Source organism: Epilithonimonas pallida (assembly GCF_900182975.1).
In the GTDB taxonomy this organism is placed as follows: domain Bacteria; phylum Bacteroidota; class Bacteroidia; order Flavobacteriales; family Weeksellaceae; genus Epilithonimonas; species Epilithonimonas pallida.
The window spans coordinates 692,494-708,091 of the sequence record NZ_FXUO01000001.1 but is presented as its reverse complement, the minus strand read 5'-3'; the positions used below and the strand labels follow the sequence as shown (position 1 = coordinate 708,091).

Here is a 15,598-nt window from a genome sequence, read left to right as displayed (position 1 = left end):
AATCAAATATTATTCCTTTAAAAATAAAATATCCCTTATTTTTGAATCCATTATGGATCTGAATTCAATTTTTACCAATCAACGCACAGGAAATAATCCGCACACAAAAGTTTCAAGGACTGATTTTCAGAGGGATTTTGACAGGATTATTTTCTCGTCAGCATTCAGAAGATTGCAGAACAAAACGCAGGTCTTTCCGCTTCCTGGAAGTGTTTTTGTACATAACCGTTTGACGCATTCATTAGAAGTTTCCTCTGTTGGTCGTAGTTTGGGAAGTGTGATAGGAGAATTTATCCACGATAATTTTGTCAGTGATCTTAATGAAGAATCAAAAAACTTTTACCTTCATAATTTAGGAAATGTGATTGCGGCAGCCTGTCTTTGTCATGATGTAGGAAATCCTGCTTTTGGACATTCCGGAGAAGATGCGATTGCCAGTTACTTTGACAGGAATGAAAGCGATTTGAAATCGAAATTCAATGAAAAAGAATGGGCGGATCTGGTTAATTTTGAAGGAAATGCCAATGCAATCAGAGTTTTGGCACAACAACAGCAAGGCAAAGATGCTGGCGGAATCCAATTGACATTTGCAACTTTGGCTAGTATTGCAAAATATCCTTGCGAAGCGATTGCTAAAAAGAAAGGCATTATCCACAGAAAAAAATTCGGTTTTTTCCAGAATGAAAAAGATATTTTCTTGGAGATTGCAAAAGGAACCTCGATGATCCTGGAAAATGAAAATCCATATATTTTTAGGAGACATCCATTTGTTTGGCTGGTAGAAGCTGCTGACGATATTTGTTACAATATCATTGATATGGAAGATGCACACAGATTAGGAATTGTTTCCACTGCCGATTGTAAAAATCTTTTCTTCGAACTGGTAAAATCTGAAACGGACGATATTAACAGAATAGAGCAAAAACTGGATTCGATAAGTAATGAAAATGAACAAATATCTTACCTTAGAGCTAAGGTTATTAATGCTTTAATCAATAAATCTGTTGAGCTTTATAAGTCGAACTTCAACAAAATTCTTGAAGGAAATCTTGATAAAGGGCTTTTGGATATTTATAAATCCGAAAATAAAACACTGCAGGATATCGAAACCTTTTCCATTGAAAAGATCTACAATCATAAAGCTGTTGTTGAAATCGAAAATGCCGGTTATAATGTAATGTACGAATTATTGGATCATTTTATTCCATCAATTTTGAAAACAACAGATGAAAGAAAATCTTACGATAAAAAAGCATTAAAGCTTCTTCCAAAACAATTTTTTTATGAAGACGGAACAGATTATCAGAAAGTCCTTGGTGTAATTGATTTTGTTTCGGGAATGACGGATAATTTCGCAACTGATCTTTATAGAAAAATAAAAGGAATTGATATTGGGATGACGATGTAAGCGAAGTAATTCTAATTGATTTAATAAACAGTAGCACTTATTAAATTTAAAATCCAGTCATTGCCTTCTTTTTTTATTCTACAACTTGTGCTTCCGTTTTCGTAAGCAGAAGTAATCTCAAATTCATTATCATTGGTCTTTATAATGTCTCTATATTCGCTATCTGTTATATTAAAGTTATTTCTGTCTTTATTCTTCATAAATAACAAGACTCGATTCGTTTTTGGGGCAATGTTTTTAAGTGCAGTATTTTCTATAATATAAATATCGAATTTGAATGGGTTAATATCTGACTGTATTTGATGTTCTTTGACAAAGATTGGCGTTACAGTTTTAGAATTATCAAATTTGTGAATATAGCCGCCGTTTATATATTTGTTAAAAGCATTTGTATATTCATTATCAATTGATTTGTACAATGGATTAAAGTCTACATCATCATTGATTCCGTCATTGTCAGAATCTTTTGATTTGGGATTGAGTCCAATATAATTTTCGAAGATATCATTGTAACCATCACCGTCAGAATCTTGCTTGATTATATTAATATCGATTGATAATAATAAATTTTCCTTTAAAGCTTTGTATTTTGGAAAATCCTCCTCGGAAATCATCGGACGGCTTCCTAAACTAGTCTGCTTTATAATTGAACATTCGAGCTGAAGCTTATCATCTTTTATCAGCCGATATATTGATGATATTTTTATATGAATGAATTTATCTTGAGCTATACCAATAAAATAAGGCTTAGTCTTTTTATTTTCATTTATAATTAACCAAAATCCCAGCGAATTGACTCCCAAAGCATATATTTTATCTTGGACTTTTTCAAACTTTAAGTAATTGAAGATGTTAGAAAATGACTCTAATTCCTCTGGAATATCTTTTACAGATTCTAACCAATAACTGCCAATATAAGAATTGTTGAATGGAGTGTAATTTTTTATCTCCTGAAACTTTATAAAGTTGGGATATTTTTGATTGAGAATGGAATCATCGAAAAATTTCGGTTCTGTAATCTGAGAAGCGAATAGACCAAATAAACTAAAAATAAAAAAGAAGATTATTTTTTTCATATCAATTCACAGCCAAAAACATCTACAAAATGTTTTTTGATTTTTTCTTTAACATCTTCAATATCAACTTCCCGTTCTAATTCTCTTTTCAAGGAAGTCACTTGTTTATCGGTAATTCCGCAAGGGATGATGTATTCGAAATAACGCATATCTGTATTTACATTGAGAGCAAATCCATGGATTGTAACCCAACGTGATGCTTTTACACCCATTGCACAGATTTTTCTTGCATAAGGTTGCCCTACATCTAGCCAGACACCTGTTTCGCCATTGGAACGTTCTCCTTTCAGTCCATATTCTGCAATGGTTCGGATAATGACTTCTTCCAAGTCGCGCATGTAACGATGGATGTCTGTGTAAAAATTTTCCAGATCCAAAATAGGGTAGCCAACAATCTGCCCAAATCCGTGGTAAGTAATGTCACCACCACGATTCACTTTGACATAAGTCGCATTGATTTCCTTCAGTTTGTCTTCGTTAGCCAAAAGATTTTCCTCGTGACCACTTTTCCCAAGCGTATAAACATGCGGATGTTCTACGAAAAGAAGATAATTATTGGTCGTTTTTTGATGGTCTGGATTTTCCCGATTAAAGATTTTGGTTTCGAGATTTTTTTTCAGTAATTCTTCCTGATAATCCCAGGATGGCTGGTAATCTTTGGTTCCCAAATCCTGAAATTCTACTTTTTTATTGATAATGGAATTCACTGTAATCGAATTATTTCTACAAATTTACTCATTATTTCATCAAATCACAATAAAACAAAAACCACCCGAAGGTGGTCACTATAAAGAATAAAATCTGAAATATGACTTATTTTACAACAAGTTTTTTTGTTTCTGTTTGACCTCCGTATGAGATTTTTACCAGATAGATTCCTGCGGTTAGATTTTTTACATCCACTTCTTGTGCAGAGAAACCAGATTTGTTATTGATAGCAGTTTCATAAACTTTCTTTCCGGTAAAATCAAAAATTTCAACATTACCGTTTTTGGAATCGGCTTGTTTTACATCAAATAAGATGCTAATTTTTCTATCCTCTTTTGTTGGGTTGGGATAAATACCGAATGTCCCTTTTTTACCAAAATCTGCAACAGATAGTTCACTGGTAATATTTTTATACTTGAAGTACATATTACCTGTAGAAGCACCGCCATTAGAAGTAAAATACATTCTGTAATAGTTGCTGCCTTCTTTGATATAATATACGACATCTGTATATACTCCTGAAGTTGGCTTCCAGGAATGTCCAATCGTTGTAATCTCTTTTGAGAAAATAGCCGCAGAGGGTAGAGTATAAGTTGATGTAGCCTGAGTTTCAGGTTTTACATATGCAATAGTTACGTTCGGTGACTGTATTGTTCCGGACATCAGATACATCATGATATTGTTATAGAAAGTCCAGTATCTTGTGAACATGAGATCCCATTTTGCTTTGGAAGGCTCGATGTTTTCAACTTTTGCTCCGGTTGTAAATGAAAAATAATTAAAATATGCATCATCTGTCCCGCTGGCAATCGTTCTTGTTTGTGTTGCATCCCAAGATGTTCCGTTCCATTTGGCATATTTGAATGTATAGCCGGACGAATATTCATTAATAAAGAATTTGTAATAATCCCCGTTTCCATATTCCAGAACAAACACGACCTTTCCCAATATTTTATGAGTACTCAGGTCATAACTCCCCCAACTGAAGTTAAAGCCGCCTGATGGTAACAATGTTGCATTATCAAAAGCGCCATCCTGTAGCTTGTCTGTTTTGTCCGGATTATAAAGTGGCTCACCCCAGTTAGCTTTATCACCCGGTACAACATTATCAAATGCTGCAGGATTAGCAGAAACCTGGTAAACTTTCACATTGTTTGCGTCATTCACTCTTTCTCCAAAATCCATTGCTGAGTTTCTGTAAAAAGCGATGTCCCAACCGGTTGCGGGTTGCGAAATGATTTTGTTTTCAGAAAAATCAAAGAATACTCTGTTTGCATACTGAGCTCCCATTGATAATTCTACGGAAGTATATCCATATTCATCTGTTTGTGATAATACTGTTTGACTAACTGCCAAAGTCAGAGCTGATGCAAGAAATAGTTTTGTTTTCATAATTGCTTATTAATATTATTTTTATTTAGAATAATTATACAAAACTATATATTTATTTTTAATTATTCTAAATAAATATATATATTTGTCGAAAATTATTTCTAATGGATAAGAAAATGATGAGTGTTTTAGGGCTTTTGTCCATTAATATGGTCCTTGCTCAGAAAGATTCAATTAATCAGAAAATTATTGAAGAAGTTGTTATTACAGGACAATACAATCCTCAGTCAATCAACAAATCGATATATAAAGTAGAAGTAATCAATGAGCAGCAAATAAAGAATATGGCAGCTACAAACGTTGCCGAAGTATTAAATCAAAGCCTGAATATACTGATAACACCTGATACGAAGTCGGGGAATTCCACAGCCAACATCCTTGGTTTAGACGGGAATTATGTCAAGATTCTTATAGATAATATTCCGGTTGTCGGAGATACAGGCCTTGGAAGTAATATTGATCTTACTAAATTAAGTCTTAATAATATAGAGCGTATAGAGGTGGTACAAGGAAGCATGGGTGTGGAGTATGGAAATGGAGCTTTGGCAGGAGTCATCAATATTATTACAAAAAAATCTGCTTCACAAAAGGTCAGTCTTCGGGCTTCTGTTCAGGAAGAATCTGTAAGAGACGGATATAGCTGGAGAAAACGGGGGAAAGGGAGGCATATACAAAATTTGAATATAGGATATAATCTGAATAATAATTTGTATCTCAGTTTGAGTTTCAATCATAATGATTTTATGGGTTATGAAGGCAGTAAAATGGGATATAAATATTTTGAAAGAGATAACAATAGAGGTTATGACTGGAACCCTAAGAATCAATATGATATCAATGCTTTGTTGAAATATTCTAAAGGAAACACATCATTGTTCTATAAGATTTCTTATCTGAATGAAAAATTTAACTTTTACAATCCTGTAGTAGAAAGAGATCCATTAAATGACGGCGAAGGTGGCGTGACCTATACAAGCAAGGATCGTGAGTATAATACAGAACGTTGGATTAATCAATTCAATATTCAGACTAAGCTGGGAAATATCCATTATTTGGGTGATTTCTCTTATCAAAATCAAGATCGCCAATATCGTGATTATATTTATGATATTCCTCAAAGAAGTATAAGAACAAAAGATAAAAGTCTGTCTTATTATGATACGAAAGTTTTCTATTCCAGAGGAATGTTCAGCAATTTTCTAAATAGTAACAGGTTCGACTTCCAGTTAGGTTATGAGTTGGATCATACTAATGGTTATGCTGCGCTCATTGCATTAGAAGGCTTAGGCAATAATATCATTAAAAGGAAAATTTTTACTTATGCTAATTTCATCTCTGCCGAATGGAATGTGAATGACAAATTGACATTAAGACCAGGCGCACGGCTTTCTTTGAGCGATAGATTTGAAAATCAATTCAATTATTCCTTATCCGCAAGATATAAAACATCCGAAAATTCTAATATCCGTGGTGTTTTTGGTAGTGCAAACAGATATCCAACTTACGAAGAGCTATTCATGTATTTTGTGAATACTAATCACGATGTCCAGGGTAATCCTGATTTAGATCCTGAAAAAGGTTTTTCTGTTGGAATGTTTTGGGATCAGAATTTTTCAACAACCGGCAATTGGAAAATTGCCTATAGTCTAAATGCATTATATATGGATGTGAAAGATAGAATAGAACTTGTAACTATAAAACTTCCTTCTACATTTAAATATTTGAATATCAACGCTTATAAAAGCTTATTGTTTTCAGCAAATGTGGATTTTAGGAAAGATCAGTTCGTATTTAGGCTAAAAGCTTCAGTTAACGGTATTTCCCGAGAAATGATAGACTTGGCCCAAACTTCTCCGACAGATTTTAAATATAATCTACAGGCAGGTGCATCCGCAACTTACAGTCTTAAAAAATTCCAGACTCAATTCGCATTGTACTATAAATATTCTGGGGAAGAACAGAGATATGTTTCCAATGGAACGGGTTATGACCTTGGAAAAATGGGTGATTTTCATATGATGGATTTTATTGTAACACAGCCATTATGGAAAAATCAATTTGATTTGTCTGTAGGTGTTAAGAATATTTTCGATGTGACTTCCGTCAGTAATACTGCTGTTAATTCAGTTGGGCACGAGATATCTACAGGTGTTAGCAATCTTTTCTACGGAAGAAGTTATATAGCAAGATTAACCTATCAATTTTAAAAAAACAGTAATGAAATTAGTAAAGATTTTATTCATTTTATCTTTTGTAATCTGCCTTCAGTCCTGTTTGGCAGCAGATGATGATCCAGTAAGTGTTCCACCAATTACAGGACAGACATTAGATCCGGATTTAGGGGGTGCAAAACAAGGAAATCAAGTTTGGGTTGATCTTTCGGAGCCTAAAGACAGGAGTATGACCTCTAATTTAAGAACAGATTGGGATTTAGGCTTCTATTCCGGAGATGAATTTCGTGTTGTCATAAATGGTTCAATTATAATGGCGGCTGGCAAAATACCCGATGCAACTGATATTGATGCAATTACATCTGCTCAGGTTGCTTCATTACAAAACGAAATAATGGTAGGAAGTTTTCTTGCTTCTAATCTTCAATATGTAGATAATCCCAACGGAATGTTTCTAACTCAGACGACAGGTATAGCTCCTATTAATGCTAGTGATAGAGACAATCCCGTATACCTCATCAATATGGGTAGAGATATCTATAATGGAACTATAACACCGGGTTCAGCAATTACGGGAGGTAATGAAAGAGGTTGGTATCTTTTGCAGATTACAAGAGCTAATACAGGCTATAAACTGAAATACAGAGATCTGAGTTCTGCCAATCCTCATATGGAGTATATTCTTACAAAAAATTCAGATTATACGCTTAATTTTTTCAGTTTGAAGAATGGTAAGGAAGTTACAATTCAACCAAAAAGAAAAAATTGGGATATAGGTTTTACAGTTTTTACTAATGAAGTTTTTTATTCACCGGGAGTTTCTGCTGGAAGCTACGTCTATGCGGACTTTGTAATTAGTAATATCACCGATGGTGTTGGTGTATATCAAGTTAATATTCCTGCTGGAACTAATGCGGATCAATATTATAACAATTTCAAAACAAGTGATATTGATGCTTCTAAATTTATTTTTAATGATCAAAGAGCTATTGGAGATCATTGGCGAACAGTTACAGGAAGTAATGGAGCACAAGTTTACGGAGATCGATTTTATATAATAAAAGATGCAGAAGGTTTTTTCTTTAAACTAAGATTCAACAAAATGATGAATGATAAAGGAGAAAGAGGCTATCCACAATTTGAATACGAAATACTTTAAATCAATCAATAAGCTTATGAAAAATATCAAAATAGCTATTTTATCAACACTTCTTTTAACAGGTTTTTCCTGTAAAAAAGAAGACACAAAAGTTGCAAAATCAGAAGAAACAAAAACTCCTATTTCCAGCCAAAGGATTGTAAGTATCAGCGGTGGCGTTACAGAGATTGTCGCGGCTCTTGGACATGAAAAAGAAATCGTTGGAATAGACGTTACAAGCACTTACCCGGGAAGCCTTGAGAAAACGGCAGAGAATCTTGGCCATGTCCGTTCAATGACTGTTGAACCGATCATGAAGCTCAATCCAACTTTGATTTTGACTTCCAGTAAAGATATCAATCCGGACCTGCTGGAAAAAATCAAATCTTCCGGAATTCAAACCGAATTATTCAATCAGGAGTTTTCAATCAATGGAACCAAAAAATTGATTGACCAGGTTGCAAAAGCTTTAGGAAATACCAATCAGCAGGCATTATTAGATAAAATTGATACTGATGTAAAACAAATCCGGCCAATTGTTAAAAAGCCAAAAGTTCTTTTCATCTATGCAAGAGGTAATATGATGATGGTTGCAGGGAAAAATACGCCAATGGCAAGCATTATAGAAATTGCAGGAGGGCAAAATGCAGCTAATGATTTCGAAGATTTTAAACCCTTGACGCCGGAAGCCGTTATACAATCAAATCCGGATGTATTGTTATTCTTCACAAGCGGTTTGCAAGGCTCTGGCGGCGCAGAAGGAGCTCTTAAAATGCCGGGCGTTTCTCAGACCAATGCCGGTAAGAATAAGAAAATCATTGCTTTGGATGGTGGATTATTATCGTCCTTCGGGCCAAGAGTTGGCGAAGCTGCATTGAATTTGAACAGATTATTAATAGAATCTTCAAAATAAATTTTTATCAGCGAAAATATAAGTCTATATTCTTCTAAAACTAATGACTTTGAGATCAAAAAATATCGGCTTTTATATAGCGATCGGCTTGTTATCCTTAGTTATAATGATGATTACAGCACTTAATATCGGTGTTTATGAGTTCGGAAAATCTTCTGCTTATGAAGTTTTTTGGAAACATATATCGGGTAATCCGTCATTATCTCTCAGCGAAAAATATGTTATTTGGGAAGTGCGAGCTTCCAGAATCGTTATGGCGGTTTTGATTGGGAGTATGTTGGCTGTTTCAGGAACTACCTTGCAAGGGATGTTCAAAAATCCGTTAGCAACCGGAGATTTAATTGGACTGACTTCCGGGGCAACGCTTTTGGCAGCTATTGCGATTGTTTTAGGACATACATTCCAGGATTATCTTCCGGAATGGATCAGGTTTTCCCTGGTCAGTGTTTCTGCTTTTCTGGGTGCGCTGTTATCAATGATTTTGGTTTACAGAATTTCAACTTCCGGCGGAAAAACAAATGTCGTAATGATGCTATTAAGCGGTGTCGCCATTACAGCCATCGGTTTTGCCATCACCGGAATGCTAATTTACATCTCCAAAGACGACCAGTTGAGAGATTTAACCTTTTGGAATTTGGGAAGTCTGGCTTCGGCAACCTGGACAAAGAATGCCATTCTATTTGGAGTTTTGTTGATTTCCTATTATGTATTGTTACCAAAAGGAAAAGCATTGAATGCAATGATGTTGGGCGAAAAAGATGCACAGCATTTGGGGATCAACGTCGAAGTTCTGAAAAAACAGATTGTTATTCTCACCGCATTGATGGTGGGAACTTGCGTAGCCTTTTCCGGAACGATAGGATTTGTGGGATTGATAGTGCCTTATATTTTAAGGTTGTTATTCCGGTCAGACTATCACTTTATTTTACCCTTGTCAGCCATTTGCGGAAGTATCCTGTTACTGTTTGCAGACACACTTAGCAGAACCATTGTTGCACCTTCAGAATTACCAATCGGGATTTTGACAGCCGTAATGGGTGGCCCGGTTTTCATAGCGATTTTGTTAAAATTCAAAAATAATTTAAGATGATTAAAGGATATCAAATCAATTATCAGAATCAGAATGTCAGCATCTTAAAAGGTATTGATGTCGAAGTTGGTTACGGCGAATTTTTGGCTATTGTTGGACCCAATGGCGCGGGGAAATCCAGTCTTCTTAATGTTCTAGCCAACGAAATCAAAACTGATAAAAAACAGCATATTCTTTTCAAAGACAAAATCCTTACCGACTGGAAATTAGAAGTTTTATCAAAGCATAAAGCCAAGTTTTCCCAGCATAATTCGCAGGATATTCCGCTTTTGGTAAAAGATGTCGTGATGATGGGGCGTTATCCATATTTCCATTCTCAACCTAATTCTGAGGATTTCAAATGTGCGGAAAATGCAATGACAGATACAGATATCATCCATTTGCAAAACCGGGATTATAATTCTTTGTCCGGTGGGGAAAAACAACGTGTGCATCTGGCAAGAGTTTTAGCTCAGTTAGATAATGACGTGACGCATCGACTATTATTTCTAGACGAACCACTTAATAATCTGGATGTTAAACATCAATACAAAACTTTAGAATTAATAAAAAAATTGACTCAAAAGAAAAATACAACGATTGTGGTTTTACACGATCTCAATTTGGCAGCACATTTTGCAGATAAAATTCTGTTGATGGAAAGTGGGAAAGTTTTGTCTTACGGTTCACCGGAAGAGGTTTTCACGCAGGAGATGATTAGCAAGGCTTATCAATTCCCATGCACTATTTGTAAACACCCTGTCAATCAGGAAACGATGATTTTATTTGGATAAGATTGGGGCAGCTTTTCCGCCCTCCGCTATTATCTTTTTGCTCGGCATAGCCTCTCGCAAAAAGGATAACCGCTCAGGTCGGGCTGCGGGCTTGGTCGGAATAACAAATTATCGCATTAAAATGAAAACAATTAAAATCAACTAAAAAAATTAAACCATAAAAAATAATTTATTATGAATACAATTACAACCCAATTAAAAGCACAATGGGAAGCTCTAAAATTAGAAAACCCACACCTTAGAATAAGAAACGCAGCAGAACAGTTAGGTGTCAGCGAAGTCGAACTTTTAGCAACCAATGTCGACAATGGTGTAACTGTTTTAAAACCAGAATTCGCAGCCCTTTTACAGGAAATTGAAAAACTGGGAAAAGTCATGGCTTTGACACGTAATGACGAATGTGTACATGAGAGAAAAGGTATTTATTTGAACCCTGACTTCAGTAATCCGCACGGACAGGTTTTTGTAGGTGAAGACATTGATTTGAGAATCTTTATTAATTCCTGGAAATTCGGATTTTCTGTTGTTGAAGGCGATAGAAAAAGCTTTCAATTCTTTGGAAAAGATGGATTGGCACTTCACAAGATTTATTTGACGAATAATAGCAACGACTCAGAATTCGATGCTTTGACAGAAAAATATAAATCGGCGGAACAATCTTCAGAGGTTGTAACAGAACCAATTGTTGCAAAAGCTGTAGAAAAGGCAGATTCTGAGATTGATGTTGCTGGTTTCCAACAGGCCTGGAAAGATTTAAAGGATACACACGATTTCTTTATGCTGACCAAAAAATTCGGGGTTAGCAGAACACAGGCTTTGAGATTGGCACCGGAAGGTTTTGCCAAAAAAATAGATAACTCCAAGGTTGTGAATGTATTGGAAGATGCTTCTGAAAAACAAGTTCCGATAATGGTTTTCGTTGGAAACAGGGGAATTATCCAGATTCATACCGGTAAAGTGAAAAAAACGCTTTGGCATCAGCAATGGTTCAATGTGATGGATCCGGATTTTAACCTGCATCTTGACACAACAAAGATTGGTGAAACCTGGATTACTAAAAAACCAACAGAAGATGGCGAAGTCACTTCAGTGGAAGTGTTCAACAATGATGGCGAATTTATCGTTCAGTTTTTTGGGAAAAGAAAACCAGGCAATCCGGAACTGCAGGAATGGAAAGATTTGGTTGCAGCTTTGTAATAATTTAAGGCCGTTTTAATAGCTCAATTGGCTTGAACGGTCTTTTCAGATCTTATTCCGACAGGATTTAATCTTTTGATTAATAGTAATATGAAGGAGGCTTGTCAAAATTATTTATTTTATTCAAATTACTTTTTCCCATATTTGTAAAATAAATCATCACCAAATGCAGGCATTACTTTTAGAGGACGATGCGGTTTTGTCTTCAGAAATTGCACTTTTCCTAGAATCCAAATCCATCAAAACCGACAAAGCGGAAGATGGCGAAAAATTTCTCGATATATTTTCTAAGAAGCCTTACGACGTTTTTCTTTTGGATATCAATGTTCCTAAAATCAATGGATTGGACATTTGCAAAACCATCAGAGAAAGCAATTCAGAAACTCCGATTATCATTATTTCTGCCTATGACGGCATCGAGGAGAAGAAGGAAGCTTTCTTGAGAGCGGCGGATGATTATTTGGTGAAACCATTTTTGCTGGAAGAATTATTATTGAGAATCAATTCCCAAATGAGAAGGCTAACGCCAAAAACGGAAGAAAAAGAAAAAATTGTTATCGAAGATCTAATCATTTATCCCGAAGACAGTAAGGTTTTCCGTTCCGGAGAAGAGATCAATTTGACTGTAAAAGAATTCCAATTATTGGTTTTACTAGCCAAAGCCAATGGCAGAACACTTTCTAAGCAGTATATTTCCGATGAAGTCTGGAAAAACCAGTTCCAGTCTACCAACAATGCTATCGAGGTTTACATCAACTTTTTGAGAAAGAAAATCGATAAAAATTTCAAAACAAAACTGATCCATACCAGACCAGGCTTTGGATATTACCTTAGTCCACTGTAAGAGTTTGAGAGTTTTATCGAAATCAATTATAATTTATCACTCATCATTTATCATTAAATAATGTCATTAAAACGTAAAATCGCACTTAGCTTAAGCATTGCATTTTCCTTGATTTTCGGGATAATGATGTTTGTGATTTACGTATCATTCAATGATTTTAGACGGGATGAGTTTAAGCTTAGATTTCAGAAGCGTTTGGTTTTTACAGTTAATTTTATTGAGAAAGCCAATGATTTTGAAAGAGAAGCACCTTTGTTTTTTGACGAAAACTCTGATAATGTCCTTCTTAATGAGAACATTATCATACTTAATGCTGAAAAAGAATTGGTTTACAGTACTTTAAAAGACAAAAAAGTAACTTGGGACAAACATTTGCTCGATAGTCTCGACAAAGAAAAAACGATTTATAACGAACATTCCGAACCTGAGATTTACGCTGCATTACGAAACATTAAAGGTGAAAATTACTACATTTTAACAAGTGCTCAGGACGTCACCGGCGAGTCCAAGTTGGCATTCCTCGGCTACACACTGATTTTTTCTTATATAATCAGTGTTTTATTAATTTGGTTTTTCAGCTATTATCTGGTTTCCAAATTTCTTCAGCCTTTGGAGATTCTTAAAAATCAAATTTCTGACACCAGCGTTCATCGACTCACTACTGATATTATTTTGAAAAACAGCAATGATGAAATTGGTGTATTGGCAAAATCTTTTAATATGATGACCAGCCGATTGGATGATGTTTTCCAGTCACAAAAGGATTTCAATTCCAGTGCGGCGCATGAGATGCGAACACCACTTACGAGAATGGCTTTCCAATTGGAAAATTTGATTCAGTTGGAAAATCATTCTACCAAAACTAAGACTACTTTGCAGCAGATGTTACAGGACGTTTATCAATTGTCGGATCTTACAAAATCATTGCTTTTATTATCAAAATTTGATAAAGAAGGGATTGCAAGTGTTTATGAAGAAGTCAGAATTGATGAAGTTGTTTTTGATGCATTTGAGACTGTTCATCGTAACTTCCCGGGATTCAAAATGGATTTTCAGATTGACGAAGAGAGTGTTGATGATTCTATTTTAACGGTGAAAGGCGTCAAGTCTTTACTGGAAATAACATTTATTAATTTGTTCAAAAATGCGGCTTTGTACTCAGATAACCAGGAAGTTGATATTTCTATCAAGGAGACCGATTTTAGGATTATTGTAAAAGTCCTTTCCTTTGGTTCCACAATTCCCGTTGAGGAAAGGGAAAAACTTTTTGATGCTTTTATGAGAGGAGGCAATTCGCATAACAAAGCAGGTTCTGGTCTTGGGTTACGCATCGTAAAACGTATTTTAGAATACCACAAAGCAGAGATTGATTATACATCAGCTTTTGAAAACCAGAATCTTTTTACTGTGATTTTCAATAAATAAAAAATATTCCTCGCAGATTTAGCAAATTTTGCAGATTTTATTGACATCTGCATGATCAGTAAAATCTGCGAGAAATTATTCTGTCAAAATCTATCATCTATCCGTCTATTATCTCTTCTCAAACAACAATTAAGTTTTTTTTAAGCCACATTTAAGTCCGTTTTAATCTCGGAAAGCCATTTTTGCAAAACCAAAACGAGATAAGAATGAACAAAATTACAACGCTGGTGTTATCCGTTTCGGCATTTGTTTGTCTTTCCGGGCAGCAGCAGATGTCCCTTCAGGATTGCGAACTGGCATTTCAAAAAAATAATCTCCAGCTTCTTGCCGCACAATACAATATCAGTATGGCCGATGCCGAAATTATGCAGGCAAAAATCTGGGAACTTCCACAGATAGAAGGTTATGTTAATGCCATCAATCCTCAAGACAAAAGAGTTTTGGATGTAGGGCGGGCAAAAGGTTTGGAAATCACGCAATTGATTTATCTGGGTGGAAAGAAGAAAAACGAAATCCAATTCGCAAAGTCTAACAAAGAGCTTTCTCAATTACAATTCAATCAATTATTAGTAGAACTTCGTTCGCAGCTTCGGGAAACGTATTACAATCTGATTTACGAGCAAAAAAAGCAAATCAGTATTGATGCTCAGTTGAAGTATATGAATGAGCTTTTGATGGCTTACAAAGTCCAGACAGACAAAGGAAATATTTCTTTAAAAGATTATGTAAGACTTCAAAGCATCGTTATTCAGCTTAATAATGATAAAATCGAAATCAATAACAATATCCTGGCTTTGCAGCAAAATATGAAAGTTCTGACAGGCAATCAGGAAAAAGTGATTCCAAACTTACCAAAAACTGAAGAAAACGAAATCCTGATTTCACAGCCTTTCGGTGATTTGGAAGTCCTCCAACAAAAAGCTTTGCAAAACAATGCAGATTATCTTTATAACCTCAAACTGATCGACAACAGCAAGCTTTATGCACAATGGCAAAAGTCACTCAACACACCAGACCTTAATCTGGGAGCGGAATATGACCAGGCTTCCGGAACCTTCAATAATGAAGTCAATTTGAAAATCGGAATTCCAATCCCACTCTGGAAAGTAAACAAAGGAAATGTTGAAAAAGCAAAGTATGCGATTCAGCAAAACGAAAAAAACTCAGAATACCAGAAACTTAATCTAGAAACTCAGGTAGAATCAGCTTACCAAACTTGGAAAAATCATTATGACCAATATTTTGAATTAAAACCGGTTGATCTGGAAAATCTGGAAACGGTTTACAACGGTATTCTTAAAAATTTCCGAAGCGGCAATGTCAGTTTGATAGACTTTACAGACTTTATGGAAAGCTACAGACAGACCGTTCTGCAGGTTTATGAGATGAAAAAGCAGATTATGATTTCCGCAGAACAGCTGAACCTATTAGTACAAACCAAAATCTTTTATTAATGCTAATGA

General features: G+C 35.2%; 13 protein-coding genes. 10 read left to right on the top strand and 3 right to left on the bottom strand.

Annotated features, from left to right (window positions below):
• Window positions 1-52 precede the first annotated feature (52 nt).
• Window positions 53-1,408: a deoxyguanosinetriphosphate triphosphohydrolase gene (locus QOL71_RS03120; protein ID WP_283415511.1), complete on the top strand. Its 1,356-nt coding sequence runs from the start codon at window positions 53-55 to the stop codon at window positions 1,406-1,408.
• A 20-nt stretch (window positions 1,409-1,428) separates the two neighbouring features.
• Here QOL71_RS03120 and QOL71_RS03115 read toward each other — a convergent pair whose 3' ends face one another.
• From QOL71_RS03115 to QOL71_RS03105, 3 genes are all read right to left on the bottom strand, one after another.
• On the bottom strand, window positions 1,429-2,484 hold the full coding sequence (locus QOL71_RS03115; protein WP_283415510.1) for a hypothetical protein: 1,056 nt from the start codon (window positions 2,482-2,484) through the stop codon (window positions 1,429-1,431).
• Window positions 2,481-3,191 carry a lipoyl(octanoyl) transferase LipB gene (lipB, locus tag QOL71_RS03110; protein WP_283415509.1) on the bottom strand — a complete coding sequence of 237 codons (711 nt, stop codon included), beginning with the start codon at window positions 3,189-3,191 and terminating at the stop codon, window positions 2,481-2,483. The genes QOL71_RS03115 and lipB overlap by 4 nt, the downstream gene beginning before the upstream one ends.
• A gap of 106 nt (window positions 3,192-3,297) precedes the next feature.
• A complete protein-coding gene (locus QOL71_RS03105; RefSeq protein ID WP_283415508.1) occupies window positions 3,298-4,584 on the bottom strand; it encodes a T9SS type A sorting domain-containing protein in 1,287 nt (428 codons plus the stop codon).
• Between the two features lie 104 nt (window positions 4,585-4,688).
• Between QOL71_RS03105 and QOL71_RS03100 the strand changes: the two genes are divergently transcribed.
• From QOL71_RS03100 to QOL71_RS03060, 9 genes are all read left to right on the top strand, one after another.
• The gene (locus QOL71_RS03100) at window positions 4,689-6,791 is read left to right on the top strand and encodes a TonB-dependent receptor plug domain-containing protein (protein WP_283415507.1); all 2,103 of its coding nucleotides are present in this window, start codon (window positions 4,689-4,691) and stop codon (window positions 6,789-6,791) included.
• A gap of 10 nt (window positions 6,792-6,801) precedes the next feature.
• Window positions 6,802-7,914, top strand: a complete 1,113-nt coding sequence (locus QOL71_RS03095) for an HmuY family protein (RefSeq protein WP_283415506.1) — start codon at window positions 6,802-6,804, stop codon at window positions 7,912-7,914.
• A 16-nt stretch (window positions 7,915-7,930) separates the two neighbouring features.
• The gene (locus QOL71_RS03090) at window positions 7,931-8,806 is read left to right on the top strand and encodes a heme/hemin ABC transporter substrate-binding protein (protein WP_283415505.1); all 876 of its coding nucleotides are present in this window, start codon (window positions 7,931-7,933) and stop codon (window positions 8,804-8,806) included.
• Between the two features lie 43 nt (window positions 8,807-8,849).
• Window positions 8,850-9,896: a FecCD family ABC transporter permease gene (locus QOL71_RS03085; protein WP_283415504.1), complete on the top strand. Its 1,047-nt coding sequence runs from the start codon at window positions 8,850-8,852 to the stop codon at window positions 9,894-9,896.
• Window positions 9,893-10,669 carry a heme ABC transporter ATP-binding protein gene (locus QOL71_RS03080; RefSeq protein ID WP_283415503.1) on the top strand — a complete coding sequence of 259 codons (777 nt, stop codon included), beginning with the start codon at window positions 9,893-9,895 and terminating at the stop codon, window positions 10,667-10,669. Before QOL71_RS03085 ends, QOL71_RS03080 begins: the two co-directional genes overlap by 4 nt.
• 174 nt (window positions 10,670-10,843) lie before the next feature.
• Window positions 10,844-11,866, top strand: a complete 1,023-nt coding sequence (locus tag QOL71_RS03075; protein WP_283415502.1) for a hemin-degrading factor — start codon at window positions 10,844-10,846, stop codon at window positions 11,864-11,866.
• 166 nt (window positions 11,867-12,032) lie between these two features.
• A complete protein-coding gene (locus tag QOL71_RS03070; protein ID WP_283415501.1) occupies window positions 12,033-12,710 on the top strand; it encodes a response regulator transcription factor in 678 nt (225 codons plus the stop codon).
• Between the two features lie 60 nt (window positions 12,711-12,770).
• Window positions 12,771-14,135, top strand: a complete 1,365-nt coding sequence (locus QOL71_RS03065; RefSeq protein WP_283415500.1) for an ATP-binding protein — start codon at window positions 12,771-12,773, stop codon at window positions 14,133-14,135.
• 206 nt (window positions 14,136-14,341) lie between these two features.
• Window positions 14,342-15,589, top strand: coding sequence for a TolC family protein (locus QOL71_RS03060; protein WP_283415499.1), 1,248 nt, complete (start codon window positions 14,342-14,344; stop codon window positions 15,587-15,589).
• The last annotated feature ends 9 nt before the right edge of the window (window positions 15,590-15,598 follow it).